Below are 25,509 nucleotides of genomic sequence, written 5' to 3' on the forward strand. Positions count from 1 at the left end.
CGATCAAACGGATCCACCGATCACGATCGACCGGATTACGCAGGCTCATGCGCACCGCCGAGGCCCTGCATCAGGCCCTCGGCCCCGCCCTCGACACCATCACCGCCCAGGATGCCGCCGGCTTCTTTCGCCATGCCGGCTACAGCTGTCCCGACTAACCCGCGCTTTGCTCTAGCCCACGGAGAGGCCGAGCTGGCCGATGGTCTCGCGCCAGCGGTCGGTATCCGCGGCGATGAGCTGGCCGAACGCCTCGGGGCTGAGATCGACCGGATCCACGCCCTGGCGGGCAAGCTGCGCGACGAAGGCGGGGTCGCGCGCCGCGGCGCGCAGGATGTTCGACATGCGGTCGATATCGACCGGGGCGCCGCGCGCCACCGTCACGCCGTTCCAGGTCGCGGCGGCGTAGCCCGGGAAGGTCTCGGCCACGACCGGCGCCTGGGGCGCCTGCCTGGCGCGGGTCGCGCCGGTGGTGGCCAGGATGCGCAGCTGCCCGGCCTGGACGGCCGGCAGCACCTGGACCGGGCTGCCGGTGATGAAGTCCACCGTGCCGGCCAGCAGGTCGGCGAAGGCCGGCGCCTCGCCCCGGTAGGGCACGTGCACCATGTCGAGCCCGCCGCGCTGCGCGATCAGCGCGCTGGCGAGGTGCGACAGGCTGCCCTGGCCGGCCGAGCCGTAGGTGATCTTCCCCGGCGCCCGCCGCGCGGCGGCGAGCAGCGCGGCGAAATCCCCGTACGGGCTGTCGGCGCGCACGGTGACGAGGAAGGGCGTGCTGAACACCGCCGCGACCGGGGCGAAATCCGCCGGGTCGTAGGGGATGCGCTGGAGGAAGGGCAGGACGCAGAGCTGGGTGATGGTGGCGAAGAACAGGGTGCTGCCGTCCCCCCGGCCACGCAGCGCGCGCTCGGCCGCGATGGCGCCGGAGCCGCCCGAAAGGTTCTCCACCACCACGGGCTTGCCGAGGCCGTCGCTCAGCCGCTCGGCGGCCAGGCGCGCCATGATGTCGGTGACGCCGCCCGGGGCGAAGGGCACGATCAGCGACACGTTGCGCTGCGGCCAGGGCTGCGCCCGCAGGGCGGGGGCGCCGAGCGCGGTGCCGCCGAGCAGCGTGCTGGCGCCGAGGATGAGCTGCCGCCGGTTCAGCATGGGGAGGGCTCCTTACGACCTGTCGGTTGGATCCGGGCCGCGCGGGCGGCCCGGGGTGGGCTCCCGGCGTGGCCGGGGTTGGTCCGTCGTCCTCCCTGGCCGACCCCACTTGGCCGACTCCATTTGGCCGACCCCACCTGGCCGACCTCTCCCCGGTCGGTCTCGATGACGTCGTCGCGTTTCGATGCATCGGGCGGCGGCCCCCCTGGGATGGGGAGCGGCCGTGCCGTGTGCGGTCAGGCCGACATGACGGCGGGCGGCGCGTCGGCCGCCCCGCCGCGCGGGGCGTTGCGTCGGGCGGCGGCGCTGGTGCCGGCGAGGCGGCCGAACACCGCCCCGGCCATCAGCCCGCTGCCGGCGGGGTAGTTGAAGTAGAACAGCCCGCCGACCAGCTCGCCGGCGGCGTAGAGGCCGGGGATGGGCGCGCCCAGCTCGTCCAGCACCCGGCCGCCGGCATCGATGCGCAGCCCGCCGAAGGTGAAGCTGATGCCGCAGCCGACCTGGTAGGCCTCGAAGGGCGGCGTCGAGATCGGGTTGGCCCAGTTGCTCTTGGGGATGGCCAGCCCCTCGGTGCGGCGGCCGTCCTTCTCGCCGGGGCGGAAGGGGATGTCGCTGCGCACGGCGGCGTTGTAGGCGCCGATCTCGGCGAGGAAGCCCGCGGCGTCCACGCCCTCCAGCTTCCCGGCCAGTTCCTCCAGGCTGTCGGCGCGCACGCGCGTCACCTGGCGGATGCGGTACTCGTCGCGCAGCAGCGGCGCGACGGCGGCGTCGAAGACCTGCCAGGCGAAGCCGCCGGGCTGCTCCAGCACCCGCCTGCCGTACTTCGCGTAGGTGAACAGGCGCAGGTCGGCGCCCTCGTCGAGGAAGCGCCGCCCCTCGGCGTTCACCAGCACGCCGTAGGGGTAGCTGTGCTTCTGGAACTGGTCGCCCACGGCGAGGTCGCCGAAGGGCGGCGCGCTGAAATCCCACTGCACGGCGTGGCAGCCGCTCCAGTGGCCGTGCGACGCGGCGCCGGCGGCCAGCGCCATGCGGATGCCGTCGCCGGTGTTGAAGCGGGAGCCGCGCACCGTGGCGAGGTCCCAGCCAGGGCCGAGATAGCGCGCGCGCATCTCGGTGTTTGCCTGGAAGCCGCCGGTGGCGAGCACCACGGCGGCGGCGGGGATGGCGGCGCGGCCGCCGGAACTTCCGGGCTTCCCCTGCACCTCGACGCCGCGCACCGTCGCGCCGTCCATGAGCAGGCCGAGGGCGCGGGTGGCGTAGCGGATCTCGACGCCGAGCCGGCGGCAGCGCGCCGTCAGCGCCGCCACCAGCCCGGGGCCGCCGCCCCAGCTCTCCAGCACCAGCCCGCCCCAGAAGCGCTGCGTGCCGTCCTCGGCCGTGTAGGTCTGGCGGCCGTAGATCGGCTGGAAGCGCACGCCCTGCGCGCGCAGCCAGCGCATGGTGGAGCGGCTCTGCCGCACCAGGGTCTCGCAGAGGTCGGGATCGGTGCGGTTCTGCGTGACGCGGGCCATGTCGTCGAAGAATTGCGCCTCGGGATAGGCGCCGAAATCGGTGCGCCGGCGCTCCTCGGGCATGATCTCGGCCAGCGGCAGCAGGTCCTCCAGCCCGTCATAGGCGAAGCGGATGGTGCCGCCGGTGAAGCGGCTGTTGCCGCCGCTCTCCGCCTCGGGCGCGCGTTCCAGCACCAGCACGCGGGCCCCGGCCTCGGCCCCGGCGATCGCCGCGCACAGGGCCGCATTGCCGCCGCCCACGACGATGAGATCGAACCCGTCCGCCATCCCCGCCCGCCGATTCCCGCGACTGCCAGCAACGGCACGCCTGCCCTTGCCGGCGTGCCTGAACGCAACTGAGTATGCGTGGGGGCCATCCGTGTACTCAAGGAAGAAAATGCCGAGCAAATGCGCAACCATCCGGCAGGGCACCGCCAATTTGCCCGGAACGCGGCAATCAGCATATTGTTTGTGCAACCATGATCGAGCCTGAGGAAGCACGCCCGGCGGCGGGCGACGCCGTCCCGGTGCCGTCCCCCTGCGTCGGCCATTGCCGTCCGGACGATGCGGAGGTCTGCCTGGGCTGCGGCCGCACCATCGACGAGGTCGCCGCTTGGCCGAAGGCGGACGCGGCCGAGCGCCGCGCCATCCGCGCCCGGGCCGCGTCACGCCGCGCCATACGCCGCGACGCGACGCGGTACGAGGGCTGAGCGGCGGGGGGGCGGGTCGGCGGCGGACCGAGGCGCCGGTGGCGCCGGGGACGGTCGGCGGGAACGAGGCGGCACCCCGACGGGTCGCGATGGCGGGGTCGGGAAAGGCGAGGCGCGGCACGTGTCGCCGGCGCCGGACGGCTCAGTCGACCAGCGCGGCCTCGCGCAGGCTCTCCACCATCGCGGCGCGCCGCATGAAGGCACGCGACGCGTCCTGGTCCTCGGCGACACGGCGCAGCTCGTCGAAGCGGGCGCGGCGCAGCGCCGGATCGCGCTCCTCCATCATCTTCTTGTTGGCGATGGTCTGCGCCTGCACGAAGGCGATGGCGGCGTGCCGGCGCTGGCGGGAGTAGCGGTCGAGCAGCGATTCGTCCGCCTCGCCGCGCAGCACCGGCGCCAGCTTGCCGGCCAGGTTCATCGCGTCCTGGATGCCGCCATTCATGCCCATGCCGCCGATCGGGTTGTTCACGTGGGCGGAATCGCCGGCGAGCAGGATGCGGCCCTGCCGGAAGGTCGCGGCCACGCGCTGGTTCACCCCGTAGGCGGCGCAGTAGGCGACCTCGTAGCGGCGGGCCTGCGGATGGAGCTTCTGCAGTCGCGCCTCGACGCGCTCGGGCGAGACCGCCTCCGCCTCGCTCTCCTCCGGGCCGGTGGGGAAGATGCAGCGCCAGAGCGGCACGCCGTCCTCGCCGCGCACCTTGAACAGGTTGCACCACTCCTCGGGGTCCGAGACGTAGTTGCGGTAGGCGTAGTCCGGGTTCGCCGCGCCGAGGTCGAAGGGCGTGGCGATCTTCACGAAGCGCTCGGGATAGGTGAAGCCCTCGAAGGCGATGCCGGCGGCGCGTCGCACCGTGCTGCGGCCGCCATCGGTGCCGACCAGCCAGGCGCCGGCATGGCGCTGCGGGCCGTCCGGCCCTTCCACTGTCAGCGCGACGCCGTCGGCTTCCTGCTCGATGACGGCGACGCGGTGACCGAAGCGCACGTCGAAATCCGGGGTGGTGGCATAGTGGCGGGCGATGTCGGCGGTCAGCTTGTACTGCTCGTACTGCAGCACGAAGGGGAATTCCAGCTCGTCGGCGAGGCGGCCGAGATCGAACTCGGCCACCACCCGGCCGGTGACGCGGTCGTGGAAGCGGTACACGGCGGAGATCAGGCCGCGCGGGATGATGTCCTCGGCCACGCCCAGCTCGTCCAGCAGCGCCAGGGTGGAGGGGTGCAGCGAGGCGGCGCGCTGGTCCTTCACCGGCGCCGCCTCCTGCTCGAACACGGTGACCGGGACGCCCTGCCGGTGCAGCGCCAGGGCGCAGACCATGCCGACCGGGCCCGCTCCGACGATCAGTACGCGCGACTGGCGCATGCCCAGCCCCTTCCGTTCGGGTTCCGACCGGCGCTCCCCCACCCCGTCGCTTGTCGGCCACGAAGGCAGGCCCGTCCGGTGACGCAAGCCGCTTAACATGGCCACAACACGACCATCAAGAGTACATGAACGGCTTCATGTATACTTATGGCTGGACAGCTAGGCGGCCGAGCCGCTAGCCTTGCCGGCATCGGCACCGTGTGGCGCGCCCCTCGGGCGCCGGCCGGTGACGCGGCCTTCCTGCCACGACCCGCAGCCCGACGAGGACACCCATGGCCAAGATCCGACACATCGCCCTGTCCGTGCCCGATCCGGAGAAGGCGGCGCAGTTCTTCGAGCAGGCGCTCGGCCTGAAGCGCGCCGGCCGCGCCATGCGCGGCGTCTACATGACGGACGGCATCATCAACGTGGCGCTGCTGAACTTCGGCGACGAGCCGGTGCCCGGCTTCGAGGACCAGCCGGGCTACACCGGGCTGATCCATTTCGGCGTCTGGGTGGACGAACTGGAGAAGTCCGGCGCCGCGGTCGAGGCGGCCGGCGGCGCCTACAAGACCGGCCGCAAGGAGAAGGACCCCAACGTGTTCTACGAGGTGAAGTACACCACCCCGGAGGGCATCGTCTTCGACATGACCGAGAGCGGCTGGCGCGGCGCGGTGAAGGAGGTCGTCCCGGCCGAGGCGCCGGCCAAGGCCGCGGAAGCCACCGCTTGACGGCGGCCGCCGGCGCGGCGGGCGGGGCGGACGCGCCCGTTCCCGCCTCCGCCCCTCCCGCCAACCCTTCCTCCGGCCTGCCCTTCGCCCTGGCGACCATCCCGCTGCGGCCGGCGGCGGTGGCGGCGCTCGGCGCGCTCGTCACGCTGCTGCCCGCCGGCACGGCGACGGACCCGCGCGCCGTGGTGGTCGTCACCAACGGCTCCACCGGCCTCTCGGACGCCGCCATGGCCGCCATGCCGGCGCTGCGCCTGATCGCCTGCTTCGGCGCGGGGCACGAGAACGTCGATCTCGACGCGGCGGCGCGGCGCGGTATCGTCGTCACCAACGCGCCGGGCGCCAACGCCGCGACCGTGGCGGACCATGCGCTGGGGCTGATGCTGGCCGTGGCGCGCGGCATCGTCGCGGCCGACCGGGGCGTGCGCGCCGGCGGCTGGGCCGAGTTGCGCGCGGTGCGGCCGACGCTCGACGGGGCGCGGCTCGGGGTGATCGGCCTCGGCGCGATCGGCGAGGGCATCGCCCGGCGCGGGGCCGCCTTCGGCATGAGCGTCGGCTACCACACGCGCCGCCCCCGGCCGGACCAGCCATGGCGACACGAGCCCTCGCTCACGGCGCTGGCGCGGGAGAGCGACTTCCTGGTCGCCGCCTGCCCCGGCGGCCCGGCGACGCGCCACCTCGTGAACGCCGAGGTGCTCGCGGCGCTGGGGCCGGAAGGCTTCCTGGTGAACATCGCCCGCGGCTCGGTGGTGGACACGGCGGCGCTGGTGGCGGCGCTGGCCGCGGGCACCATCGCGGGCGCCGCGCTGGACGTGGTCGAGGGCGAGCCGGTGGTGCCGCCGGCGCTGCTGGCCCAGCCCCGGCTGGTGATCACCCCGCACATGGCCGGCCGCTCCCCGGCGGCGGAGCGGCGCCAGATCGGGACGCTGGTCGCCAACGTGACGGCGGTGCTGGCCGGCCGGCCGGCGCCGGATGCGGTGTTGCCCGGGCGCGGCGCCGGAGGATAGGACCGCACCATGTCCGAGCACACCGCCACCACCACGGCCAACCGCATCTACCAGCTGCTGGCCGACGAGATCATCCGCGGCCTGCGCCCTTCCGGGCAGAAGCTCGAGGAGCAGATCCTCGCGGACGAGTTCGAGGTCTCCCGTACCCCGGTGCGGGAGGCGCTGCGCGACCTCGCGGCGCGCGGGCTGGTCGAGGGGCAGCCGCGCCGCGGCTTCGTGGTGGCGCGGATCGGGCCCGACGAGGTGGCGCAGCTCCTCGACGCGGAATGCGAGATGGAGGGCCTCTGCGCCCGCCTCTCGGCGCTGCGCATGGGAGCCATCGAGAAGAGCGAGCTGCGCCAGATCCACGAGCAGAGCGAGGCCGTCGTGCGGGGCGGCGACCTCGTCGGGTACTGGCAGCTCAACACCCTGTTCCACGAGGCGATCTGCAACGGCGTGCGCAACCGTGCCATGGCTCGCATGGTGTCGCAGCTTCGCGAGCGTCTCTCCGCCTACCGCCGCGCCCAGGACGACGACGCGGACCGCTTCACCCGCTCCCTCGCCGAGCATGCCGCGATCCTGGACGCGATCCTGGCCAGCGACGCCGACCGCGCCTACGAGGCGATGCGCCAGCACAATGCCCGTCTCAGCGTCAACGTGCTGCGGCGCATGCGGCTCGCGGTGGCGAGAGAGGCGGGAGGCACGGCCGGCGAGACGGCCGCCTCGGCGACCGCCGCGCGGGACGCACAGCAGCCGGAGCAGGCCGGGACGCTGTTGCCCGTCTGACGAGACCGGTGTGCGGGCCGCTCGGAGCGGGTGGGGGTTAGAGCCGATCCAGCCTGACTGTATCAGGCCGGAACGGCTCCAGCCTTTTGATTTTTCGCATTTTCCGAGCCGCTGAGCGAGGACGCTCAGCTTGAAAATGCTCTAGCGCGACAGGAGGACCGGCGGCGGTTCCGGGCGTTGGTGGCCGAGAACTTGTCGAGCGAGGACGCGGCAGTGGAGGTCGGGATATCGCAGCCGGTCGGGTACCGTTGGTTCCGCGAAGCTGGCTGCGTGGCGCCGTCGTACCTGTCGCGATCATCGAAGCCAGCCGCCGGGCGCTATCTCAGCCTGGCGGGGCAGGAGGAGATCGCGCTGCTGCGGTCGCAAGGTCTGGGTGTTCGGGAGGTTGCCCGCCGCTCATAGCACCCCCAGCTTCCGGGCGGTCTCCATCACGGAAACAGCCCGCGACGCCGCTTGCCGTCGAGGACCTTCTCGACGCCGATCGCCATCGCCGCCATGCGCTGCGGGATGCGCTCGCGCTGGACGCGCTCCTGCACCTGGTGGAAGGCGCGGTCGAGGATCTGGTTGGCCCGGCGCTTGACCTCGTCCTCCTCCCAGAACAGCCGCTGGATGTCCTGCACCCACTCGAAGTAGCTGACGATCACGCCACCGGAGTTGCAGAGGATGTCCGGCAGCACGAAGATCTCGTCGCGCTCCGCCAGCACGCGGTCTGCCTCCGGCGTGGTGGGACCGTTCGCGCCCTCGGCCAGGATACGGCAGCGCAGGCGCCGCGCGACGTCGGCGTCGATCACCCGCTCGACCGCCGCCGGGACCAGCACGTCGCAGGGCTGCACCAGCAATTCCTTCGGATCGAAGGCCAGCTCGGTGGAGAAGCCCGCGAGCGACCCGTGCGCCGCCACGTGCCGCTCGATCGCCGCGAGGTCGAGGCCGCGCGGATCGTGGTAGCAGGCGGTGTGGTCGCTGACGCCGAGGATACGCACGCCCATCTCGGCCAGAGTCAGCGCGGAGACCGAGCCGACATTGCCGTAGCCCTGGACGATGGCGGTGGCGCCGCGCGGGTCGAGGCCGATCCGCTCCATCGCCCGCCCGACGAGATGCGCGACGCCGCGGCCGGTCGCCTCGCGCCGGCCGACCGTCCCGCCCACCGCGACCGGCTTGCCGGTCACCACTTCGGGCACCGCCTGGCCCTGGTACATGGAGTAGGTGTCCATGAACCAGGCCATGACCTGCTCGTTGGTGCCCATGTCCGGCGCCGGCACGTCGGTCTGTGGCCCCACGAAGGGGATCATCTCCTGCATGTAGCGGCGCGAGAGCGCCTCCAGCTCGCGCCGCGACAGGGAATGCGGATCGACCGCGATGCCGCCCTTGGCACCGCCGTAGGGCAGGCCGGCCAGGGCGCATTTCCAGCTCATCCAGATCGCCAGCGCCGCGACCTCGCCGAGATCGACATTGGCGGCGTAGCGCGTGCCGCCCTTGGTCGGGCCGAAGGTCAGGTGGTGCTGGACGCGGTAGCCCTCGAACACGGCGATGCTGCCGTCGTCGCGGTGGATCGGGCAGGCGACGGTGATGGCCCGCTTCGGCAGCAGGATGCGCGGGCGCTCGTGCTGCGGGATGCCGATGTGGTCGGCGATGGTCTCGAACTGGCTGCGTGCCATGTCGAAGACGGGACCGGAATAGGTGGACATGCGGTGACCTCTGGGTCGATTTGCGCGTCGTTGCCGGGGCGGCGGCTCAGTGCCGGATCTCGGCGAGGAATTTCCGGGCGCGCTCGGAGCGCGGCGCGGAGAAGAATTCGGCGGGGCTGCCGGTCTCGATGATCTCGCCGTGATCCATGAACCAGACCTCGCTCGCCACCTCGCGCGCGAAGCCCATCTCGTGGGTGACGCAGATCATCGTCATGCCTTCCGCCGCCAGCGACTGCATCACCTGCAGCACCTCGCCGACCATCTCGGGATCGAGCGCCGAGGTGGGCTCGTCGAACAGCATCACCGGCGGCTTCATGGCGAGCGCCCGGGCGATGGCGACGCGCTGCTGCTGGCCGCCCGAGAGGTGGTGCGGGTAGCGGTCGATGCGCTGCGCGAGGCCGACGCGGGTGAGCAGCGCGCGGGCCCGCTCCCGGGCCTCGTGCCAGGACAGGCCGAGGATGCGGACCGGCGCGATCGCCACGTTGTCGAGCACGCTGAGATGCGGGAACAGGTTGAACTGCTGGAAGACGAAGCCGATGTGGCTGCGGATCCGGTTGATCTCCCGCCCCTTCGCGGCGTGGACGTCGTCGCCGTTCACCAGGATCTGGCCATCGCCGATCGGCTCCAGCCGGTTGATCGTGCGGATCAGCGTCGACTTGCCCGAGCCGGAGGGGCCGCAGACGACGACCACCGAACCGGGCGCGACCTCCGCGCTGACCGACTTCAGGGCGTGGTACTGGCCGTACCACTTGTTGACCTTGTGGAGCGTGATCATGCCGGTTGCACCTTCAGGGCCGGGGCGTTGCGCTGCCTCGCGACGCGGCGCTCCAGGAAGCGCGCGGCCGAGGTGAGGGTGAAGCAGACCAGGAAGTAGATCACCGCCAGGATCAGGAAGACCTCGAACGGCCGGGTCAGCAGCTGGCTGTTGATCTGGTTCGCGGCGAAGGTCAGCTCCTGCACCGCGATGATGTAGCCGAGCGAGGTCTCCTTGATGGTGGAGACGAACTGGCTGACCATGCTCGGCAGCATGGTGTGGTAGACCTGCGGCAGCACGATGTCGCATGTGATGCGGCCGTAGCCGAAGCCGAGCGCCTTCGCCGCCTCGACCTGGCCCTTCGGCAGCGACTGGATGCCGGCGCGGATGATCTCCGAGAGATAGGTGCTCTCGTAGAGGATCAACGCCGTGAGCAGCGTCCAGAAGCCGGGGATCGGCCGGCCGATCAGCACCGGCAGGGCGAAGTAGGCCCAGAACACCGCCATGACCGGCGGCAGGCCGCGCACCACGTAGACCAGCGCAGTGGCCGGCCAGTACAGCAGGGCGATCCCGCTGGTGCGCGCCAGGGCGATCAGCGTGCCGAGGACGAAGGCGGCGGCGATGGCGCAGACCGCCAGGATCAGGGTCATCGCCAGCCCGCCGAGCGGGCCGTTCGGGTACTGCCCGATCAGCAGCAGCAGCCAGTTGTCGCGCAGGATGTCGAGCATGGTCACCGCCGCAGGAAATCGAGGCGGCGGCCGATCATCGCGCCGGCGCCCATGATGACGAAGGAGACGGCGAGGTAGACCGCGGTCGCGACGCCGAAGGCGGCGAAGGTGCGGAAGGTCAGGCTCTCGATCTCGCGCGTCCGGTAGGTCAGCTCGGCCACGCCGATGGCCATGGCGAGGCTGGTGTTCTTGAACAGCAGCAGCGCCTGGTTCACGAGGCCCGGCGCCGCGACCCGGAACACCTGCGGCATGACGATCCGGCGCATCATGTCGGGGTAGGTCATGCCGAGCGACTGCGCCGCCTCGTACTGCCCCTTCTGGACCGCACGCAGGCCGCTGCGCAGGTCCTCGGAAACGTAGGCGGCCATGCAGAGGCCGATGGCGAGGCCGGCGAAGACGAACTCGCTGCCGCGCTCGTTGATCCAGTCTGCCACCGAGTCCGGCAGCAGCGCGGCGATGCCGAAGTACCAGAACAGGATGTGCACCAGCATCGGCACGTTGCGCTGGAACTCGACATAGGCGGCGACGGCGCCTTCGACGCCGCGTCCCCCCGCCACGCGGATGACGGCGAGCAGCGTGCCGAGGCCGAAGGCGATGGCCCCGGCGAAGAGGGTCAGGGCGAGCGTCGTCGCGAGCCCCATCCAGACCCAGGTACCGCCATCGGCCGATACGATGCTGAGGCTGTCGAGTAGATGGCCCATGATCCCTCCTTCGCCGGGCTAGGGCGGGTTCAGTTGCGCGGCTCGATGCGGAATTCGCGGGTCATGCGGTAGGCGGAGCCGGCGCCGAGCCAGCGCTCGAAGATCGCGGCGGCCTCGCCCGACTGCTCCATCCCCGTCAGCGCCTCGTTGACGGCCGCGAGCAGCCGCGCCTCGCCACGCCGCACGCCGATGCCCCAGGGCTCGCGCATCAGCGAGGGTTCGAGGATGGTCAGCGTCCCCTCCGGCACCTGGGCGCGGAAGCGGACCAGCATGATCTCGGAGGCGGCGAAGGCGACCACGCGGCGCTGCTGCAGCGCCAGGAAGGCCGAGGGCGCGTCCTGGAAGGTCACCGTCTGGGCGGTGGGCACGCTCTCGCGCACCGCCAGCTCCGAGGTGGAGCCCTTGATGGTGCTGACGCGCCGGCCGGCCACGTCGCCGGCGACGCGCAGCGTGTCGCCGGCGCGCGCCAGCAGCTTCTGCTGGCCGATGTAGTAGAAGTAGCTGTAGTCGATCTGCTGCGCCCGCTCCGGCGTGTAGCCGAGATTGGCCGCCACCACGTCCACCCGGCCCTGCGAGAGCTCGGGGATGCGGGCCTCCACCGCCAGCAGCTTCAGCTCCAGCCGCACGCCGAGATGCTCGGCGATGCGTCGGCAGAAATCGACGTCGTAGCCGATGGTCTGCCGGGTCGCGGGGTCCTGGAAGCTGAAGGGCTCGGCCGTGCCGAGCGTGGCGCAGACCAGCGTGCCGCGCTGGCGGATCTCATCCAGCTGGTCGGCACGCGCGGCCGTCGTGCCGAGGGCAAGCAGGGCGGTCAACGCCAGGGCGGCGAGTCTCATGGTGCGGTTCCTTCGGGTGGGATGGGTGGCAGCGCGGCGGGCCCCGTCCGCGACGGGACCCGCCGCCGTTCAGGCGAGGCTCTCGCAGGCGCGGCGGATGCGCGCGCAGCCTTCCTCGATCACGTCCATCGAGGTGGCGAAGGAGATGCGGATGTAGGGACTGAGGCCGTAGGAGCTGCCGTCGACCACGGCGACGCCGGCCTCGCGCAGCAGGAACAGCCCGACATCGGCGTCGCTGCGCAGCACCGTGCCGTCCGGCGCGCGCCGGCCGAGCAGGCCGCCGACATTCGGGTAGACGTAGAAGGCGCCGCCCGGCGTGCGGCAGGTGATGCCGGGGATCTCGTTCAGCAGCGCCACGATGCGGTCGCGCCGCGCCTGGAAGAGGGCGTTGGCCTCCCGCACCATGCCCTGCTCGCCGGTCAGCGCCGCCACGGCGGCGGCCTGGCTCACCGCCGAGGGGCAGGAGGTGCTCTGCGAGATCAGGTTGACGATGGTGCGCACCAGCGCCGCCGGGCCGGTGGCGTAGCCGATGCGCCAGCCGGTCATGGCATAGGCCTTGGACACGCCGTTGATCGTCAGGGTGCGGTCGGCCAGCGCCGGCGCCACGGCGGCGAAGGAATCCATGGTGGCGCCGTCGTAGATGAAGTGCTCGTAGATCTCGTCCGTCATCACCAGCACCTGCGGGTGGTCGGCGAGCACGGCGGCGAGCGCCGCCATCTCGGCGCGCGAGTAGACCGCGCCGCTCGGGTTGTTGGGCGAGTTCAGTACCAGCCACTTCGTGCGCGGCGTGATGGCGCCGCGCAGTTGCGCCGGAGTCAACTTGAAGCCGTTGGTCTCGGCGCAGTCGACGAAGACCGGCACGCCGCCGTTCATCACCGCCATGTCGGGGTAGGAGACCCAGTAGGGCGCCGGCACGATCACCTCGTCGCCATCGTCGATGGTAGCGGCGAAGGCGGTGGCGATGAGCTGCTTGGCGCCGCTGCCGACGACGACGCGGTCCGCCGGCACGTCGAGCCCGTTCTCGCGGGCGAACTTGGCGGCGATGGCGTCGCGCAGCGCCTTCGTGCCGGCCGGGGCGGTGTAGCGCGTCTCGCCCCGGCGCGCCGCGGCGAAGGCGGCCTCGGTGATGTGGGCGGGGGTGTCGAAGTCCGGCTCGCCCAGGGTGAAGTCGACGATGTCGCGACCCTCGGCGCGTAGCTGCAGCACCAGGGCGCGCGCGGCCATGCTGGGCGAGGGCTTGATGGCCGCCGGGCGGCGGGCGATGGCGATCTCGGTCATGATGTCTTGTCCGTTCCCTGGTCCGGCGCTCAGACCCGGATGCCCATCTGGTCGAGCACGCCGTGCAGCCAGCCCTGCCGCTCGGCGCCGCCCTCGATCTCGGCCATGATGGCCTGCTCGGCGCGCAGCTTCGCCTGGGCGGCGGCGATCACGGCGGCGAGGCGGTCGGGCGCGATGAAGACGAGGCCGTCCTCGTCGCCCACCACGATGTCGCCCGGGTTCACCGCCTGGCCGCCGATGCTGACCGGCACGTTCAGGAAGGCGGGTCCCGACTTGTACGGGCCGCGATGCACGACGCCGCGCGCGTAGCAGGGGAAGTCGCCGCCGGCGAAGCTCGCGACGTCGCGGATGGCGCCGTCGATGACGAAGCCGGCGCAGCCGCGCGAGACGGCGTAGGCGCGCATCAGGTCGCCGCAGAGGGCGTTGTTCAGGTCGCCGCCCGCGTCGACGACCAGCACGTGGCCCGGCCGCATCAGCGCCATGGCCTGGTACATGCCGAGATTGTCGCCCGGGCGCGTGCGCACGGTCAGCGCCGTGCCCACCAGCATTCCCTGGCGGTGGTACCGGTTGAGGCCGGTCGCGCCGACGAGCCGGTCCATGTTGTCGCTGAGCAGCGGCGTGGCGAGCGCGCGGAGCGCGGCCACGTCGGCCGGTGACAAGGTGGGCGGCAGGATCGGCTGGAAGATGGTCGTGGCTGGCATTGGTCAGCACCTCCGGTACCCCAGGGATGCCACGACGGGCTTCTTGAATAAAACGATTTGATTTAATCAAAAATCATTCCTATAAGGAATGTCCGCGATCCGTGGTGCCGTCCCGTGGAGGAAGCAGCCCGCTCATGCCCACCATCAAGCAGCTCGAGGCATTGCGCTGGATCGTGGCGCTCGGCAGCTTCGAGAAGGCGGCGGAGCGCCTGCACACCACCCAGTCGGCGATCTCGAAGCGGGTGCAGGAGTTGGAGGCGGAATTGCGGACGCCGGTCTTCGACCGGACGCAGCGCAGCTCCCGGCTCACGGTGAAGGGCGAGGCGATCATGACGCTCGCCGAGGAGCTGCTGGCGGTGCGCGACCGCATCCTCGCCGTCGGGACGGGGCGGGCCGTCGCGCTGCGGCATCTGCGCTTCGGCGTGACGGAGCTGACCGCCATGACCTGGCTGCCGGCCTTCGTCAGCGAGCTGCGCGCCTCCTATCCGCGCATCGTGCTGGAGCCGGAGGTCGAGATGAGCGCCGACCTGTTCGAATCGCTGCGGAAGGGCAGCCTCGACTTCATCATCGTGCCGGACACCTTCTGGACGCCGGGCTTCCGGCGCGTGCCGCTGGCCAATGTGCAGAATGCCTGGATGTGCAGCCCGGAGCTGTTCCACGACCGGCGCCTGCTGCCGCTGCGTGAGCTGGCCCGCTTCAACATCCTGACGCAGGGGCAGCGTTCCGGCTCGGGCCTGGTCTTCGGCAAGTGGCTGGAGGAGAACGGCATCGAATTGCCGCGCCTGCTCACCAGCAACAGCCTGATCGCCATGGTCGGCATGACGCTGGCCGCGGTGGGGGTCAGCTACCTGCCGGAAGCCTGCTTCGGCGGGCTGGTCGAGCAGGGCAAGCTCTGGGTCATCTCGACCGATCCGCCGCTGCCCGCCGTCACCTACGCGATGATGTTCCGTGGCGACGAGTCCGCCAACGTCGTCGATTCCCTGGCGACCATCGCCAGGGCGACCTGCGAGTTCGCGAACCCCATCCGCTGGGCCTGATCGGGGCGGGTGCCGCGGCCGGCCGCATGCCGACGGTCCTGATCGACCGGCCCTCGGGGCTCCGCCACCGGACCCCGGCAGGGAGGCTCCACCCCCATGCACCCGCCGCCGGGGGCAGAGCCCTCGGCTCCCGTTCCGCAAGAAAGATGACGGATCCTTGCGGAATGGGGGTCTCGAAGGGGCCTTGGCCCTTTCGCGGGGCCGGGGCAGAGCCCCGGCATGTGCCGGCGCGCCGGGCCGCCGGCATCAGTCGAGCCGGATGTTCGCCTCGCGGATGAAGGCGTGCCAGCGGGTGCACTGCGCGTTGAAGAAGCCGGCGAACTCGGCGGGGCTGTTGTGCTCGGCCCGCAGCTCGGCCGATCGCAGCTTCTCCACCACGCCCGGATCGTCGATGGCCTCGTTCAGGGCGCGGTTGAGCGTCTCGGCGATCGGGGCCGGAGTCCGTGCCGGCAGGAAGACGCCGTTCCACTCGTAGGTCTCGAAACCCGGCAGCGTGTCCGACAGCGGCGGCAGGTCCGGCAGCGAGGCCAGCCGGCCGCTGCCGGTGTGGCAGAGCGCGCGGACGCTGCCGCTCTTCACGAAGGCGATCGCGGTGTCGGCGTTGCCGAGATAGCCGCTCACCACGCCGGCGATCAGGTCGTTGGTCGCCGGCGCGCCGCCGCGATAGGGGATGTGGTTCACGCGGACGCCCGCCTGCCGGGCGAAGAGCTCCAGCGCCAGGTGCTGCACCGAGCCGCTGCCGGCGGAGGCCCACTCCATCGGCTCCCGCCGCGCCTTGAGCTGCGCGATCAGCTCCGGCACGGAGCCGGCCGTGACCGAGGGGTGCAGCAGCATGAGCTGCGGCACGCGGATCGAGCGGAAGACCGGCAGCAGGTCCTGCTGCGGGTCGAAGGTCATCTGCGGGAACAGGATGGAGGTCGCCAGCGGCGTCGAGCCGTAGAGGACGGTGTAGCCGTCGGGGGCGGCCGCCGCCACGGCGCCGGCGCCGATCATGCCGGTGGCGCCGGCGCGGTTCTCGATCACGAAGGGCTGGCCGAGCCGCTTCGACACGTCCGCGAACAGCAGCCGCGCCACCAGGTCGGCCGTCCCGCCCGGCGGCCAGCCGACGATGACGCGCACCGGGCGCTTCGGCCAGTCGGCGCCCTGCGCCGAGGCCGCGCCGACGGGCAGGGCGGCGGCGAGACCGGCCCCGCCGGCCAGCAGGCCACGGCGCGAGAGGCGGGAGCGCAGGAGGAGGCGGGCGGGATGGTCCGGCATCAGCGAGGTTCCATGGCAGGGGCGGCGGGCCGGTCGTCGGCGACCGGGAAGCCGTAGAGTTCGGCCGGATTGGCCACGAGCACGCGGGCGGGCATCCCGGGTTCCGGGCACCAGGCCGGCAGGAGGTCGAGCAGGGCAGCGTCGTCGGGCTTGCGCGGCTCGGTCGCGTGGGGCCAGTCGCTGGCCCAAAGCATCCGCTCGGGCGCGGCCGCCGCCAGGGTGCGGGCCACGCCCAGCACGTCGCCGAAGCCGGGCGGTCCCGCCCGCGAGACGAGATAGGGCGCCGAGAGCTTGACCCAGCAACGCCCGCCATCGAGCAGGCGCCGCACCGCCGTCAGCGCCTCGCGATGGGCCGGCGCGTCGGTCAGCCGGGCCAGATGGTCGAGCACGACGCGGCAGGGCATGTCCGCCAGGGCATCCCCGGCGGCGAGGAGCGCCTCCGGCGTCAGGTGGAATTGCAGGTGCCAGCCGAGGGCCGCGAGCCGGGGCGCCAGCGCCCGCGCCTGCGCCCAGGTGAGGGCGCCGGCCTGCACCAGGTTGATCCGCACCCCGCGGACGCCGAGACCGTGCAGCCGCGCCAGCGCCGCCTCCGGCGTCGCCGGATCGATCACGACCACGGCCCGGGCCGCCTCGCCGAAGTCGGCCAGCGCCGCCAGGGTGGCCGTGTTGTCGAGGCCGTACAGGGATGGCTGCACCACGACGCAGCGAGTCGTGCCGAGCGCCCGCTGCACGCGCCGGTACTCCGCCACCGTGGCGGCGCCATGCCGAACCGGCGCGCCCGGCACCGCCGGGACCCGGGGGTCGAAGACATGCATGTGGCAGTCGGTGGCGCCGGCGGGGGCCTGGAACCTGGGCGGGCGCGAGGCGCCGGAATGCGGCAGCAGGGACGCTCTCCTGGTGGGGGCGGTACCTGCCGGTCGGGTCGCTTCCGACCGGGCTGGCGGCGTGGCCCCGGCACGCCGGCCTTTCCGACCCCTCTGATCCATCCCCGGCGGGAAAGGCAAGGGAGGAATATTCCGGTTCTCCTATCGCTTCCGGCGATGGGACGCGACACGATCCCGGAGACTCGGGCATGACCCACCGGAAAGGGAGGCGTCCCGAATCATTCCTGAAAGCGTTGCTGAACGATGATGATAAATCTCTTTTAATACTGAATGAACTGGCCACTGATGACGCCCCGATGACGCGAGGGAAGATCACGATGGTCACGCAATCCGCTTCGGTCTCGGAACGCCTCGACCGGCTGCCCATCCTGCCGTTCCACCGGAAGATCCTGATGCTGGTGGGCGCCGGGCTCTTCTTCGACGCCTTCGACATCTACCTCGCCAACTCGGTCCTCGGCGCGATCGTCCAGAGCGGCTGGTCGACCGTCGGGAAGAACGCCGCCTTCCTCTCCGCCACGGCCTTCGGCATGCTGATCGGCTCGCTGATGGCGGGGCTGCTCGGCGACCGCTACGGGCGCAAGTTCACCTACCAGTTCAACCTCCTCGTCTTCGGCCTCTCCTCGCTGCTCTGCGCGGTGATGCCGAACATGGAGCTGCTGATCGGGGCGCGCTTCCTGACCGGCATCGGCCTCGGCGCCGAGCTGGTCATCGGCTACGGCCTGCTCAGCGAGTTCGTGCCCCCGGCCTGGCGTGGCCGCTGGGCGGCGCTGCTCTCCTGCATCGCGCAGTTCGGCCTGTTCGCCGCCACGCTGATGAGCTGGATCGTCATCCCGGCCCTGGGCTGGCGCGCCATGTTCGTCGTCGCGGGCATCGGCGGGCTGATCGTCTTCATCGCCCGCAAGAACATCCCGGAATCGCCGCGCTGGCTGGAGAGGAACGGCCGGCAGGCCGAGGCCGACGCCATCGTGACCCGGATCGAGGCCGAGGCGCCGGCAACCGCCCTCGCCACGCCGCAGCCCGCCGCCAGCCCTCTCGCCGCCAGCCCTTCCTCCGCCAGCCCTCCCTCCGTCAGCCCTGGGGCCGCCGGGATCGGCCCGCTCGATCCGCGCTTCCGCCGGCCGCTCGCGATCGGCGCGGTCACGCAGATCGTGCAGAGCGCCGCCATCTATGGCTTCATCGCCCTGCTGCCCACCTTCCTCGCCCGGCAGGGGATCCCGATCAACCAGTCGCTCGGCCAGTCGGTGCTGATGACGCTGGGCGGCCCGGCCGGCGCCATCCTCGCCTACCTGCTGAGCGACCGCATCGGGCGCAAGCCGGCGATCATCGGCGGCTCGCTGCTCGCCGCCGTCATCGGCCCGTGCTTCGCCCTGGTGGACTCGCAGGCGGTGGCGACGGCGCTCGGCTTCGTCATGTTCAGCCTGGTCTACTTCCTCGTCTCGGTGATCCAGGCCGGCTACCTGCCGGAGCTGTTCCCGACCCAGGTGCGCATGCGCCTGACGAGCTGGGCGGTGACGGCGGGGCGCCTCGCCTCGATCGGCATCCCCTTCGTTTCCGTGTACCTCGTGCAGGCCGGCGGCATGCTGGCGGTGGTGAGCGGCGTCGCCGTCCTGCTGGTCATCCAGGCCGTGACGATCGGCCTGCTGGCGGTCGAGACCAACAGCCGGAGCCTGGAGGCGATCGAGGCGGAGGAGGTGGGCGCCGACGGGACGGCCGACGGGGCAACCGGCGCGGCGCGCGCCTGAGCGGATTCCCGCCGGGCCGCCGCGCCCCGCCCTCCGACCATCCCCCTGGAACCCCCAGGGGGCCACGGCCCGCCACGACGTCCCTGCGAGGTGCGCGATGGATATCGACGAGATCAAGCGGCTGATCGCCCTGGTGAGCGAGGCGCCCATCGCCGAGCTGGAATACCGCGAGGGCGAGACCAGCCTGCGCATCGTCAAGCGATCCGCGGCGCAGCCCGGCGCGGCGCCGCCTCCCGAGCCGGCGGTCCCGGCCCCGGTCACAGTCACCACCGCCGCCACCACCGACGCCGGCACCGACGCCGGCACCGACGCCGCCACGCCGGCCGGGGCGGATGGCGCGGCGGCGCCACGGCTCTGCACGGCGCCGCTGCCGGGCGTCTTCTACCGGCGCGCCGGGCCGGAGGAGCCGGCCTTCGTCGAGGCGGGGGCGACCGTGACGGCGGGCCAGACCCTCGGCCTCATCGAGGCGATGAAGATGCTGACCCCGGTCAAGGCGCCGGCGGACGGCACCATCCTGCGGATCCTCGCCGGGAACGGCGACATGGTCGAGGAGGGCACGCCGCTCTTCGAGATCGGCGGGGGACGCGCCGATGGCCGATGACGGGGCAGGCGGTGGGGCGGACGGCATGCTGAAGCGGGTCCTGATCGCGAACCGGGGCGAGATCGCGCTGCGAATCCAGCGGGCCTGCCGCCGGCTCGGCATCGAATCCGTGCAGGTCTTCTCCGAGGCCGACCGCGAGGCCCCCTATGTCGCGACCGCGGACCACGCGCTCTGCATCGGCCCGGCGGCGGCCGGCCGCAGCTATCTGAGCATCGACCGGCTGCTGCTGGCGGCCGAGCTGACCGGCGCCGACGCGGTGCATCCGGGCTACGGCTTCCTCTCCGAGAATGCCGGCTTCGCGCGCGCCCTGGAGCAGGCCGGCCTGGTCTTCGTCGGCCCGCCCGCCGCCGCCATCGAGACGATGGGCGACAAGATCGCCGCCAAGCGGGCGATGCGCGCCGCCGGGGTGCCCTGCGTGCCCGGCGGCGACGGCGCCCTGCCCGCCGACGACGCCGCCTGCCGGCGTATCGCCGAGGAGATCGGCTATCCCGTCATCGTCAAGGCGGCGGGCGGCGGCGGCGGCCGCGGCATGCGCATCGTCCACGCGCCCGGGGCGCTGGCCGAGGCCGTCGCCACGACGCGGGAGGAAGCGGCCAGGGCCTTCGGCAACCCCGCCCTCTACATGGAGAAATTCCTCCAGGCGCCGCGCCACGTCGAGATCCAGGTGCTGGCGGACGCGCACGGCAACGCGGTCTGGCTCGGCGAGCGCGACTGCTCGCTGCAGCGGCGGCACCAGAAGGTGGTGGAGGAGGCGCCGGCGCCGGGCATCCCCCGCGACCTGATCGAGGCGGTGGGCGCGCGCTGCGCCGCCGCCTGCGTCGGGATCGGCTACCGCGGCGCCGGCACCTTCGAATTCCTCTACGAGGACGGCGCCTTCCACTTCATCGAGATGAACACGCGGGTGCAGGTCGAGCATCCCGTGACCGAGATGGTGACCGGGATCGACATCGTCGCCTGGCAGCTGCGCATCGCCTCGGGCCTGCCGCTCGACTTCACCCAGGCCGACATCCGGCGCGTCGGCCACGCCATCGAGTGCCGCATCAACGCCGAGGACCCCTTCACCTTCCGGCCCTGCCCGGGCCGGATCGCCCGCTGGCGGCCGCCCGGCGGCCCGGGGATCCGCGTCGAGACGCATGTCGAGAGCGACTATGCCGTGCCCCCCTACTACGATTCGATGATCGCCAAGGTGATCGCCCACGGCGCCGACCGGGAGGAGGCCATGGCGCGCCTGCGCGCCGCGCTGGCCGAGACGCGCGTCGAGGGCATCGCCACCAACATCCCGCTGCACGTGGCGATCCTCGACGAGCCCGGCTTCCGCCGCGGCGGGGTCGGCATCCACCACCTGGAGCACTGGCTGAAGGAGCGCGCGAATGGCTGAGCCGGTACCCCCGCTCCACACGAGCTGGCTGGGCGAGGGCGCCGTGCTCTGCCAGTCCGACCCCGCGCCGCTGGAGCCGGCCCTGCAGGAGCGCTTCTGGACCCTGGCCGAGGCGGTCCGCCGCCTGCCCTTCGCGCGGGAGGCGGTGCCGGGGATGAACAACCTCCTCGTGATGATCGACCCGGACGCCGAGGGCGAGGCGGCCGTCGCGGCGATCCGGCAATGCTGGGCGACGGCCGGCCGACGCGCCGTGGCGGGCAGGGAGGTGACGATCCCCGTGCGCTACGGCGGCGAGGGAGGCTACGACCTCGCCCATGTCGCGGCCGTGACGGGGCTCGCGCCGGCCGAGGTCGTGCGGCGGCACAGCGCCGGGTGCTACGTCGTCTACGCCCTCGGCAGCCAGCCCGGCTTCGGCTACCTCGCCGGGCTCGACCCCGCCCTCGCCGTGCCGCGCCGCGACGTGCCGCGGGTGCGGGTCGAGGGCGGCTCCGTGGTGATCGGCGGCGCGCAGACGGGCGTCATCTCGCGCACCTCGCCCTCCGGCTGGCACGTGATCGGCACCACCGACCTGCCTTTCTTCGACCCCGATCGCGACCCGCCGGCGCTGCTCGCCCCGGGCGACACCATCCGCTTCACCATCGAGAGCCTCGTGCCATGACCGGGCAGGCCATGAACGGGGAGGCCGCGATCGAGATCCTCTCGCCCGGGCCGCTGGCCTCGGTGCAGGATCTCGGCCGCCACGGCTGCCTCGCCCTGGGCGTCGGGCGTTCCGGCGCGATGGACCCGCTGGCGCTGACCCTCGCCAACCGGCTGGTCGGGAACGAGGCGGGGATCGCCGGCATCGAGTTCACCCTCGGCGCCTTCGCGCTGCGCTTCCACGCGGATGCGGTGTTCGCCCTCACCGGTGCCGACTGCCGGGCGACGCTGGACGGGCTGGCCCTGCCGCCGCTCTGGTGCATGACCGCGCGGGCCGGGCAGGTCCTGAAGGGCGGCGCCGCGCGCGGCGGCATGCGGAGCTACCTGGCCGTCGCCGGCGGCTTCCGCGTCGCGCCCGTCCTCGGCTCGGCGAGCACGGACCTCAAGGGCGGCTTCGGCGGCTGGGAGGGCCGCGCCCTGCGGCCGGGCGACCGGCTGCCGCTGCGGGCCGCCGGCCGGGCCGTGCCGCACTGCGACTGGGGCCTCGCGCCCGAGAGCCTGGCGGCGCTGTGCGGCCCGGCGGACGCGCCGATCCGCGTCGTCGCGGCGGCGGAGTACGGGCTGTTCGACGCGGCGGCACGGCGGGATCTGGTCGAGGCCGAGTGGACGATCCAGCCCGACAGCAACCGCGTCGGCTACCGGCTGGCCGGGCCGGCCCTGGCGCTCACCCGTCGGGTCGAGCTGCTCTCGCACGGCATCCTGCCCGGCACCATCCAGGTGCCGCCCTCCGGCCAGCCGGTCATCCAGCTCAGCGACGCCAACACCTGCGGCGGCTACCCGAAGATCGGCGCGGTGATCGGCGCGGATCTCTGGCGCCTCGGCCAGGCCCGGCTCGGCAGCCGGCTGCGCTTCGCGCTGGTGGAGCGGGCGGCGGCCGTCGCGGCGCTGCGCCGGCAGGCGCTGGCGGCCGAGGCGCTGTTCGCCCGGCTGGACCGGGCCAGGAGGGCGGTGGCGTGACCCGGTGCGGGCCGGCAGGAGGCGGACATGGTTGAGGTGAAGGACATCGCCGGGCTGGCGCGCTACGCGGCGGCCCACGGCATCGGCGAGCTGGTGGTCGAGGAGCGGGGACGCCGCATCGGCCTCCGGCTCCTGCCGCCCGCGCCCACGCCCTCACCCGTCGCGGCGAGCCCGCCCGCGCCGCCGCGCGCCGTGGCGGTCGCCTCGCCCGCCATGGGCGTCTTCCAGGCCGCGCCGGACGCGCCCGCCGCCGGCACGGCCGTCACGGGCGGGGCGATCCTGGGCCATGTCCGGCTCGGCCCGCTGCTGCTGGCGGTGCGGGCGCCCATCGACGGCATCCTGCTTGGCGCCGGCATTCCCGACGGGACGCTGGTCGGCCATGGCGACCGGCTCCTCGAGATCGAACCGCAGGTGGAGAAAGCCACGTGAAGATCGACATCAACTCGGATCTCGGCGAGGGCTTCGGCATCTACGGCGCGGCCGACGATGCCGGCATCCTCGCCCTGGTCTCCTCGGCGAACATCGCCTGCGGCTTCCATGCCGGCGATCCCGTCATCATGGACCGGACCGTCCGCCTCGCGCTGGAACGCGGCGCGGATGTCGGCGCCCATGTCGGCTATGCCGACCGCCAGGGCTTCGGCCGGCGGCCGATGACCATCGACCGGCGCGAGCTGGAGCTGATGACGCTCTACCAGCTCGGCGCGCTGCGGGCGATCGCGGAGGCGGCGGGCCACCGGCTGACGCACGCCAATTTCCACGGCGCCCTCGGCAATCTCTCCTTCGTCGACGCCGAGGTGGCCGAGGTGCTGCTGCGCGCCGTCCGGACCTTCGACCGCGACCTGACCTTCCTGGCCCTGCCGGGCACCGAGGCGGAGAAGGCGGCGGAGCGGCACGGGCTCCGCGTCGTCCGCTCCTTCCTGGCCGACCGCGCCTACGACCGGCGCGGCCTGCTGGTCTCCCGCGCGGTGCCGGGCTCGGTGGTGAAGGACCCGGCCAGGATCCAGGAGCGGATCACCCGGCTGCTGGGTGACGGCACGCTGGAGACCATTGATGGCGGGGTGCTGCGGATGACCGTGGACTCCATCCTGGTGCACAGCGACACGCCGGGCGCGGTGCAGCTTGGCCAGACGATCCGCGCCGCCGTGCTGGAGGCGGGTGCGGAGATCACCCCTCTATCGAGGCTTTGAGAGGGATCCGCCAGGGGGCGCGCCAGGGTTCGCGCCAGGGTTCGCGCCAGGGATCAGCCAGGCGTTCCGGCCTGATACGGTCAGGCTGGATCGGCTCCAGCCCCGGTGTCCGGTCCATCTCGATGCCCTCGCGCATCACGTTCAGTCGGAAAGGACAGGGAACCGAGATGCCCTGTCCGATTTGCTGCTGACGCAGCAAGATCCGATTTGCTGCTGACGCAGCAAGATGGGAGGCAACCATGCCTCGCGGCGACAAGTCGGCCTATACGGACAAGCAGAAGCGGCAGGCAGAACACATCGAGGAGAGCTACGAGAGCCGCGGCGTTCCCGAGGAGGAGGCGGAACGCCGCGCCTGGGCGACGGTGAACAAGGAAACCGGCGGCGGCAACAAGAGCGGCTCCGGCCGCGGCAAGCCGGATACCCACGTCTCGGCCAGGAAGGGCGGTGAGGCTGGGGGCCGAGCCTCTGCCTCCCGGACGGCGGCGGAACGCTCGGAGTCGGCCAGGAAGGCGGCCGCGACACGCAAGCGGAATGCGGAGAGATAGGCACATATCGCCTTTCAGGAGCTGAAGGTGGAACTGCGAGGCGGGCGGGTCTCACTCGAAGGCAAGGGTCCCGATGCTGAAGACGACCTTGACCTCGGGCGGCTTGACCGGAACGTCGATTCGCAGCGGATGCTCGGTGACGGACATGGGGCGCTACCTTTCGGCAGCATCGGCTCGGTACGGTGCCGGCGCGGATCGTGGATGAGGGTGCGAAGCAGCCCGTAGGGGACGGCCCCGGGATTCAGACGCCCTCGCCGTGGAACGGGCAGCGCCGGAGGTGGCCCCGACGACGGCCCTGGGGAGGAGCTCGGGGATCCGGCGCCAGGAGAGCCTGCTGCGCGGCGGCATCGTCGGCATCGAGCAGCGCGTGGAGCAGGCCGATGCCGCGCGCAACGTCGCGGAATCCGGGCTGGCCCAGGCGCAGGCGGCGCTGGAGGCGGCGCGCGACCTCGCGCGGATCAACCTCGGCTACACGCGCATCACGGCACCCGTGGCCGGGCAGGTCAGCCGGCGGCGGGTGTTCCCCGGCCAGTACGTGGGCATCGGCACGCAGGTGATCGCGCTGGTGCCGCGGCCCGGCCTCTACGTCATCGCCAATTTCCGCGAGACCCAGGTGGCGCGGCTGCGCGAGGGGCAGGCGGCGGAGATCCGCATCGACAGCTTCCCCGGCGCGGTGCTGCGCGGCCGCGCCCGCCGCGTGGCGTCCGGGCCCAGGACCGCGCGCGCAACGGCAGCGTCCACGGCCTGCGCGGCAGCCGCCTCCGACGCCGGCGCACCAGCATCGCCGATGCCCGCAGCGCCGGTAGCGTCGCAGGCGAGCGGGGCGGCATGCCGGCCGTATGGGCAGAGGCCATCGAGCGCGGCATCGGCAGCGAAGGGATCGGGGAAGAGGCGCGCCATCGAGTGTTCTCCCGCTGTCGCGCCATTTGCAGCAGCTGGCATGCCAGGAACGGACCGGCACGCGCGAAACAATCGAATGTCCGCCTCTTCCAATGCCTTGCACCGTGCTGATGCGTCGCCGGGCGGGGTGGCGCCGGCGCCGCTCACCAACAAAATGTTGACAATGTCGAGAATGGCGCGCATTCGCCGTGCCGGGACGAAACCGACCGTCACCCGGGCTTCGGCAGCGACAGGCCCCGGGAGTTCCGTCATGACCCAGCAGCGCGCCCTGCGCACCACGCGCGAGAGCGTCAGCGCCTGGCGTGAGCAGGAGATGTTCCTGCTCCAGGAGATCATGAAGCAGGTCGGCGCCAGCCTGGAGCCGGATCGCGCGATCCGCGAGATGCTGCACCTGCTGTCCGAGGTGCTCGGGCTCAACCGCGGCCGCGTGGTGCTGCGCGAGCCGGAGGGCGAACATTACGCC

The 25,509-nt window shown here is 72.4% G+C and carries 27 protein-coding genes and 1 pseudogene; 15 read left to right on the top strand and 13 right to left on the bottom strand.

From position 1 onward, the window contains the following. Positions 1-171: 171 nt before the first annotated feature. Both M0638_RS25700 and tcuA read right to left on the bottom strand, forming a co-directional pair. Positions 172-1,143, bottom strand: coding sequence for a Bug family tripartite tricarboxylate transporter substrate binding protein (locus tag M0638_RS25700; protein WP_248669808.1), 972 nt, complete (start codon positions 1,141-1,143; stop codon positions 172-174). Positions 1,144-1,379: 236 nt separating this feature from the next. Further along, the gene (gene tcuA, locus M0638_RS25705; RefSeq protein ID WP_248669809.1) at positions 1,380-2,921 is read right to left on the bottom strand and encodes an FAD-dependent tricarballylate dehydrogenase TcuA; all 1,542 of its coding nucleotides are present in this window, start codon (positions 2,919-2,921) and stop codon (positions 1,380-1,382) included. 191 nt (positions 2,922-3,112) lie between these two features. On the opposite strand from tcuA, the gene M0638_RS25710 reads away from it, so the two are divergent. After that, entirely contained in the window at positions 3,113-3,343 is a 231-nt protein-coding gene (locus M0638_RS25710) for a DUF1289 domain-containing protein (protein WP_248669810.1), read from the top strand. Between the two features lie 142 nt (positions 3,344-3,485). Here the strand turns inward: M0638_RS25710 and M0638_RS25715 are convergent, their stop codons facing one another. Beyond that, complete coding sequence (locus tag M0638_RS25715; protein WP_248669811.1) at positions 3,486-4,700, bottom strand: FAD-dependent oxidoreductase; 1,215 nt, start codon at positions 4,698-4,700, stop codon at positions 3,486-3,488. Positions 4,701-4,972: 272 nt separating this feature from the next. Between M0638_RS25715 and M0638_RS25720 the strand changes: the two genes are divergently transcribed. The 4 genes and pseudogenes from M0638_RS25720 to M0638_RS29335 form a co-directional block, all read left to right on the top strand. Continuing rightward, positions 4,973-5,410, top strand: a complete 438-nt coding sequence (locus M0638_RS25720; protein ID WP_248669812.1) for a VOC family protein — start codon at positions 4,973-4,975, stop codon at positions 5,408-5,410. Beyond that, positions 5,407-6,414, top strand: coding sequence for a 2-hydroxyacid dehydrogenase (locus tag M0638_RS25725; protein ID WP_248669813.1), 1,008 nt, complete (start codon positions 5,407-5,409; stop codon positions 6,412-6,414). The genes M0638_RS25720 and M0638_RS25725 overlap by 4 nt, the downstream gene beginning before the upstream one ends. 9 nt (positions 6,415-6,423) lie before the next feature. Then, positions 6,424-7,179 carry a GntR family transcriptional regulator gene (locus tag M0638_RS25730; protein ID WP_248669814.1) on the top strand — a complete coding sequence of 252 codons (756 nt, stop codon included), beginning with the start codon at positions 6,424-6,426 and terminating at the stop codon, positions 7,177-7,179. A gap of 141 nt (positions 7,180-7,320) precedes the next feature. Beyond that, positions 7,321-7,575 (top strand): annotated as a pseudogene (locus M0638_RS29335) (helix-turn-helix domain-containing protein); the annotation flags it as partial. Between the two features lie 32 nt (positions 7,576-7,607). On the opposite strand, the gene M0638_RS25740 reads toward M0638_RS29335, so the two are convergent. From M0638_RS25740 to M0638_RS25770, 7 genes are all read right to left on the bottom strand, one after another. Then, positions 7,608-8,864, bottom strand: coding sequence for a Glu/Leu/Phe/Val family dehydrogenase (locus M0638_RS25740; RefSeq protein WP_248669815.1), 1,257 nt, complete (start codon positions 8,862-8,864; stop codon positions 7,608-7,610). 46 nt (positions 8,865-8,910) lie between these two features. Next, entirely contained in the window at positions 8,911-9,639 is a 729-nt protein-coding gene (locus M0638_RS25745; protein WP_248669816.1) for an amino acid ABC transporter ATP-binding protein, read from the bottom strand. Further along, positions 9,636-10,346: an amino acid ABC transporter permease gene (locus M0638_RS25750; RefSeq protein ID WP_248669817.1), complete on the bottom strand. Its 711-nt coding sequence runs from the start codon at positions 10,344-10,346 to the stop codon at positions 9,636-9,638. The genes M0638_RS25745 and M0638_RS25750 overlap by 4 nt, the downstream gene beginning before the upstream one ends. 2 nt (positions 10,347-10,348) lie before the next feature. Beyond that, complete coding sequence (locus M0638_RS25755) at positions 10,349-11,047, bottom strand: amino acid ABC transporter permease (RefSeq protein WP_248669818.1); 699 nt, start codon at positions 11,045-11,047, stop codon at positions 10,349-10,351. 29 nt (positions 11,048-11,076) lie between these two features. Beyond that, positions 11,077-11,883: an ABC transporter substrate-binding protein gene (locus M0638_RS25760; protein ID WP_248669819.1), complete on the bottom strand. Its 807-nt coding sequence runs from the start codon at positions 11,881-11,883 to the stop codon at positions 11,077-11,079. Between the two features lie 69 nt (positions 11,884-11,952). Continuing rightward, positions 11,953-13,161, bottom strand: coding sequence for an aminotransferase class I/II-fold pyridoxal phosphate-dependent enzyme (locus tag M0638_RS25765; RefSeq protein ID WP_248669820.1), 1,209 nt, complete (start codon positions 13,159-13,161; stop codon positions 11,953-11,955). A 29-nt stretch (positions 13,162-13,190) separates the two neighbouring features. After that, entirely contained in the window at positions 13,191-13,862 is a 672-nt protein-coding gene (locus tag M0638_RS25770) for an RraA family protein (RefSeq protein ID WP_248669821.1), read from the bottom strand. A 134-nt stretch (positions 13,863-13,996) separates the two neighbouring features. Here M0638_RS25770 and M0638_RS25775 point away from each other — a divergent pair, with 134 nt between their 5' ends. Next, a complete protein-coding gene (locus tag M0638_RS25775) occupies positions 13,997-14,899 on the top strand; it encodes a LysR family transcriptional regulator (RefSeq protein WP_248669822.1) in 903 nt (300 codons plus the stop codon). Between the two features lie 246 nt (positions 14,900-15,145). Here M0638_RS25775 and M0638_RS25780 read toward each other — a convergent pair whose 3' ends face one another. Together M0638_RS25780 and M0638_RS25785 are read right to left on the bottom strand one after the other, a co-directional pair. Beyond that, positions 15,146-16,156, bottom strand: a complete 1,011-nt coding sequence (locus tag M0638_RS25780; RefSeq protein WP_248669823.1) for a Bug family tripartite tricarboxylate transporter substrate binding protein — start codon at positions 16,154-16,156, stop codon at positions 15,146-15,148. Next, positions 16,156-16,971, bottom strand: a complete 816-nt coding sequence (locus M0638_RS25785; protein WP_248669824.1) for an amidohydrolase family protein — start codon at positions 16,969-16,971, stop codon at positions 16,156-16,158. Before M0638_RS25785 ends, M0638_RS25780 begins: the two co-directional genes overlap by 1 nt. A 386-nt stretch (positions 16,972-17,357) precedes the next feature. Between M0638_RS25785 and M0638_RS25790 the strand changes: the two genes are divergently transcribed. The 7 genes from M0638_RS25790 to M0638_RS25820 all read left to right on the top strand — a co-directional run bounded on the left by M0638_RS25790 (position 17,358) and on the right by M0638_RS25820 (position 23,601). Then, positions 17,358-18,782: an MFS transporter gene (locus M0638_RS25790; protein ID WP_248669825.1), complete on the top strand. Its 1,425-nt coding sequence runs from the start codon at positions 17,358-17,360 to the stop codon at positions 18,780-18,782. A 97-nt stretch (positions 18,783-18,879) separates the two neighbouring features. Continuing rightward, positions 18,880-19,383, top strand: coding sequence for an acetyl-CoA carboxylase biotin carboxyl carrier protein (locus M0638_RS25795; protein ID WP_248669826.1), 504 nt, complete (start codon positions 18,880-18,882; stop codon positions 19,381-19,383). Positions 19,384-19,408: 25 nt separating this feature from the next. Beyond that, positions 19,409-20,761, top strand: a complete 1,353-nt coding sequence (accC, locus tag M0638_RS25800; RefSeq protein ID WP_248669827.1) for an acetyl-CoA carboxylase biotin carboxylase subunit — start codon at positions 19,409-19,411, stop codon at positions 20,759-20,761. Next, a complete protein-coding gene (pxpB, locus tag M0638_RS25805; RefSeq protein ID WP_248669828.1) occupies positions 20,754-21,419 on the top strand; it encodes a 5-oxoprolinase subunit PxpB in 666 nt (221 codons plus the stop codon). Before accC ends, pxpB begins: the two co-directional genes overlap by 8 nt. After that, positions 21,416-22,414 carry a 5-oxoprolinase subunit C family protein gene (locus tag M0638_RS25810; RefSeq protein WP_248669829.1) on the top strand — a complete coding sequence of 333 codons (999 nt, stop codon included), beginning with the start codon at positions 21,416-21,418 and terminating at the stop codon, positions 22,412-22,414. Before pxpB ends, M0638_RS25810 begins: the two co-directional genes overlap by 4 nt. 27 nt (positions 22,415-22,441) lie before the next feature. Then, positions 22,442-22,843: a hypothetical protein gene (locus M0638_RS25815; RefSeq protein ID WP_248669830.1), complete on the top strand. Its 402-nt coding sequence runs from the start codon at positions 22,442-22,444 to the stop codon at positions 22,841-22,843. Beyond that, positions 22,840-23,601 (top strand): LamB/YcsF family protein, encoded by a 762-nt coding sequence (locus M0638_RS25820; protein WP_248669831.1) that lies wholly within the window; start codon positions 22,840-22,842, stop codon positions 23,599-23,601. Before M0638_RS25815 ends, M0638_RS25820 begins: the two co-directional genes overlap by 4 nt. Here M0638_RS25820 and M0638_RS25825 read toward each other — a convergent pair. Further along, complete coding sequence (locus M0638_RS25825) at positions 23,579-23,800, bottom strand: hypothetical protein (RefSeq protein ID WP_248669832.1); 222 nt, start codon at positions 23,798-23,800, stop codon at positions 23,579-23,581. The genes M0638_RS25820 and M0638_RS25825 overlap by 23 nt on opposite strands. 40 nt (positions 23,801-23,840) lie before the next feature. Between M0638_RS25825 and M0638_RS25830 the strand changes: the two genes are divergently transcribed. Beyond that, entirely contained in the window at positions 23,841-24,146 is a 306-nt protein-coding gene (locus M0638_RS25830; RefSeq protein WP_248669833.1) for a plasmid stabilization protein, read from the top strand. A gap of 277 nt (positions 24,147-24,423) precedes the next feature. Beyond that, a partial coding sequence (locus M0638_RS25840) for an HlyD family secretion protein (RefSeq protein ID WP_345893072.1) occupies positions 24,424-25,509 on the top strand: 1,086 nt, incomplete at its 3' end.

The sequence above is a fragment of the Roseomonas acroporae genome (assembly GCF_023223525.1).
Taxonomy (GTDB): domain Bacteria; phylum Pseudomonadota; class Alphaproteobacteria; order Acetobacterales; family Acetobacteraceae; genus Roseomonas_E; species Roseomonas_E acroporae.

Coding starts and splice junctions, on each gene's coding strand:
- M0638_RS25700 (WP_248669808.1), bottom strand. CDS start 1,143: ATGCTGAACCGGCGGCAGCTCATCCTCGGCGCCAGCACGCTGCTCGGC.
- tcuA (WP_248669809.1), bottom strand. CDS start 2,921: ATGGCGGACGGGTTCGATCTCATCGTCGTGGGCGGCGGCAATGCGGCC.
- M0638_RS25710 (WP_248669810.1), top strand. CDS start 3,113: ATGATCGAGCCTGAGGAAGCACGCCCGGCGGCGGGCGACGCCGTCCCG.
- M0638_RS25715 (WP_248669811.1), bottom strand. CDS start 4,700: ATGCGCCAGTCGCGCGTACTGATCGTCGGAGCGGGCCCGGTCGGCATG.
- M0638_RS25720 (WP_248669812.1), top strand. CDS start 4,973: ATGGCCAAGATCCGACACATCGCCCTGTCCGTGCCCGATCCGGAGAAG.
- M0638_RS25730 (WP_248669814.1), top strand. CDS start 6,424: ATGTCCGAGCACACCGCCACCACCACGGCCAACCGCATCTACCAGCTG.
- M0638_RS25740 (WP_248669815.1), bottom strand. CDS start 8,864: ATGTCCACCTATTCCGGTCCCGTCTTCGACATGGCACGCAGCCAGTTC.
- M0638_RS25745 (WP_248669816.1), bottom strand. CDS start 9,639: ATGATCACGCTCCACAAGGTCAACAAGTGGTACGGCCAGTACCACGCC.
- M0638_RS25750 (WP_248669817.1), bottom strand. CDS start 10,346: ATGCTCGACATCCTGCGCGACAACTGGCTGCTGCTGCTGATCGGGCAG.
- M0638_RS25755 (WP_248669818.1), bottom strand. CDS start 11,047: ATGGGCCATCTACTCGACAGCCTCAGCATCGTATCGGCCGATGGCGGT.
- M0638_RS25760 (WP_248669819.1), bottom strand. CDS start 11,883: ATGAGACTCGCCGCCCTGGCGTTGACCGCCCTGCTTGCCCTCGGCACG.
- M0638_RS25765 (WP_248669820.1), bottom strand. CDS start 13,161: ATGACCGAGATCGCCATCGCCCGCCGCCCGGCGGCCATCAAGCCCTCG.
- M0638_RS25770 (WP_248669821.1), bottom strand. CDS start 13,862: ATGCCAGCCACGACCATCTTCCAGCCGATCCTGCCGCCCACCTTGTCA.
- M0638_RS25775 (WP_248669822.1), top strand. CDS start 13,997: ATGCCCACCATCAAGCAGCTCGAGGCATTGCGCTGGATCGTGGCGCTC.
- M0638_RS25780 (WP_248669823.1), bottom strand. CDS start 16,156: ATGCCGGACCATCCCGCCCGCCTCCTCCTGCGCTCCCGCCTCTCGCGC.
- M0638_RS25785 (WP_248669824.1), bottom strand. CDS start 16,971: ATGCATGTCTTCGACCCCCGGGTCCCGGCGGTGCCGGGCGCGCCGGTT.
- M0638_RS25790 (WP_248669825.1), top strand. CDS start 17,358: ATGGTCACGCAATCCGCTTCGGTCTCGGAACGCCTCGACCGGCTGCCC.
- M0638_RS25795 (WP_248669826.1), top strand. CDS start 18,880: ATGGATATCGACGAGATCAAGCGGCTGATCGCCCTGGTGAGCGAGGCG.
- accC (WP_248669827.1), top strand. CDS start 19,409: ATGCTGAAGCGGGTCCTGATCGCGAACCGGGGCGAGATCGCGCTGCGA.
- pxpB (WP_248669828.1), top strand. CDS start 20,754: ATGGCTGAGCCGGTACCCCCGCTCCACACGAGCTGGCTGGGCGAGGGC.
- M0638_RS25810 (WP_248669829.1), top strand. CDS start 21,416: ATGACCGGGCAGGCCATGAACGGGGAGGCCGCGATCGAGATCCTCTCG.
- M0638_RS25815 (WP_248669830.1), top strand. CDS start 22,442: ATGGTTGAGGTGAAGGACATCGCCGGGCTGGCGCGCTACGCGGCGGCC.
- M0638_RS25830 (WP_248669833.1), top strand. CDS start 23,841: ATGCCTCGCGGCGACAAGTCGGCCTATACGGACAAGCAGAAGCGGCAG.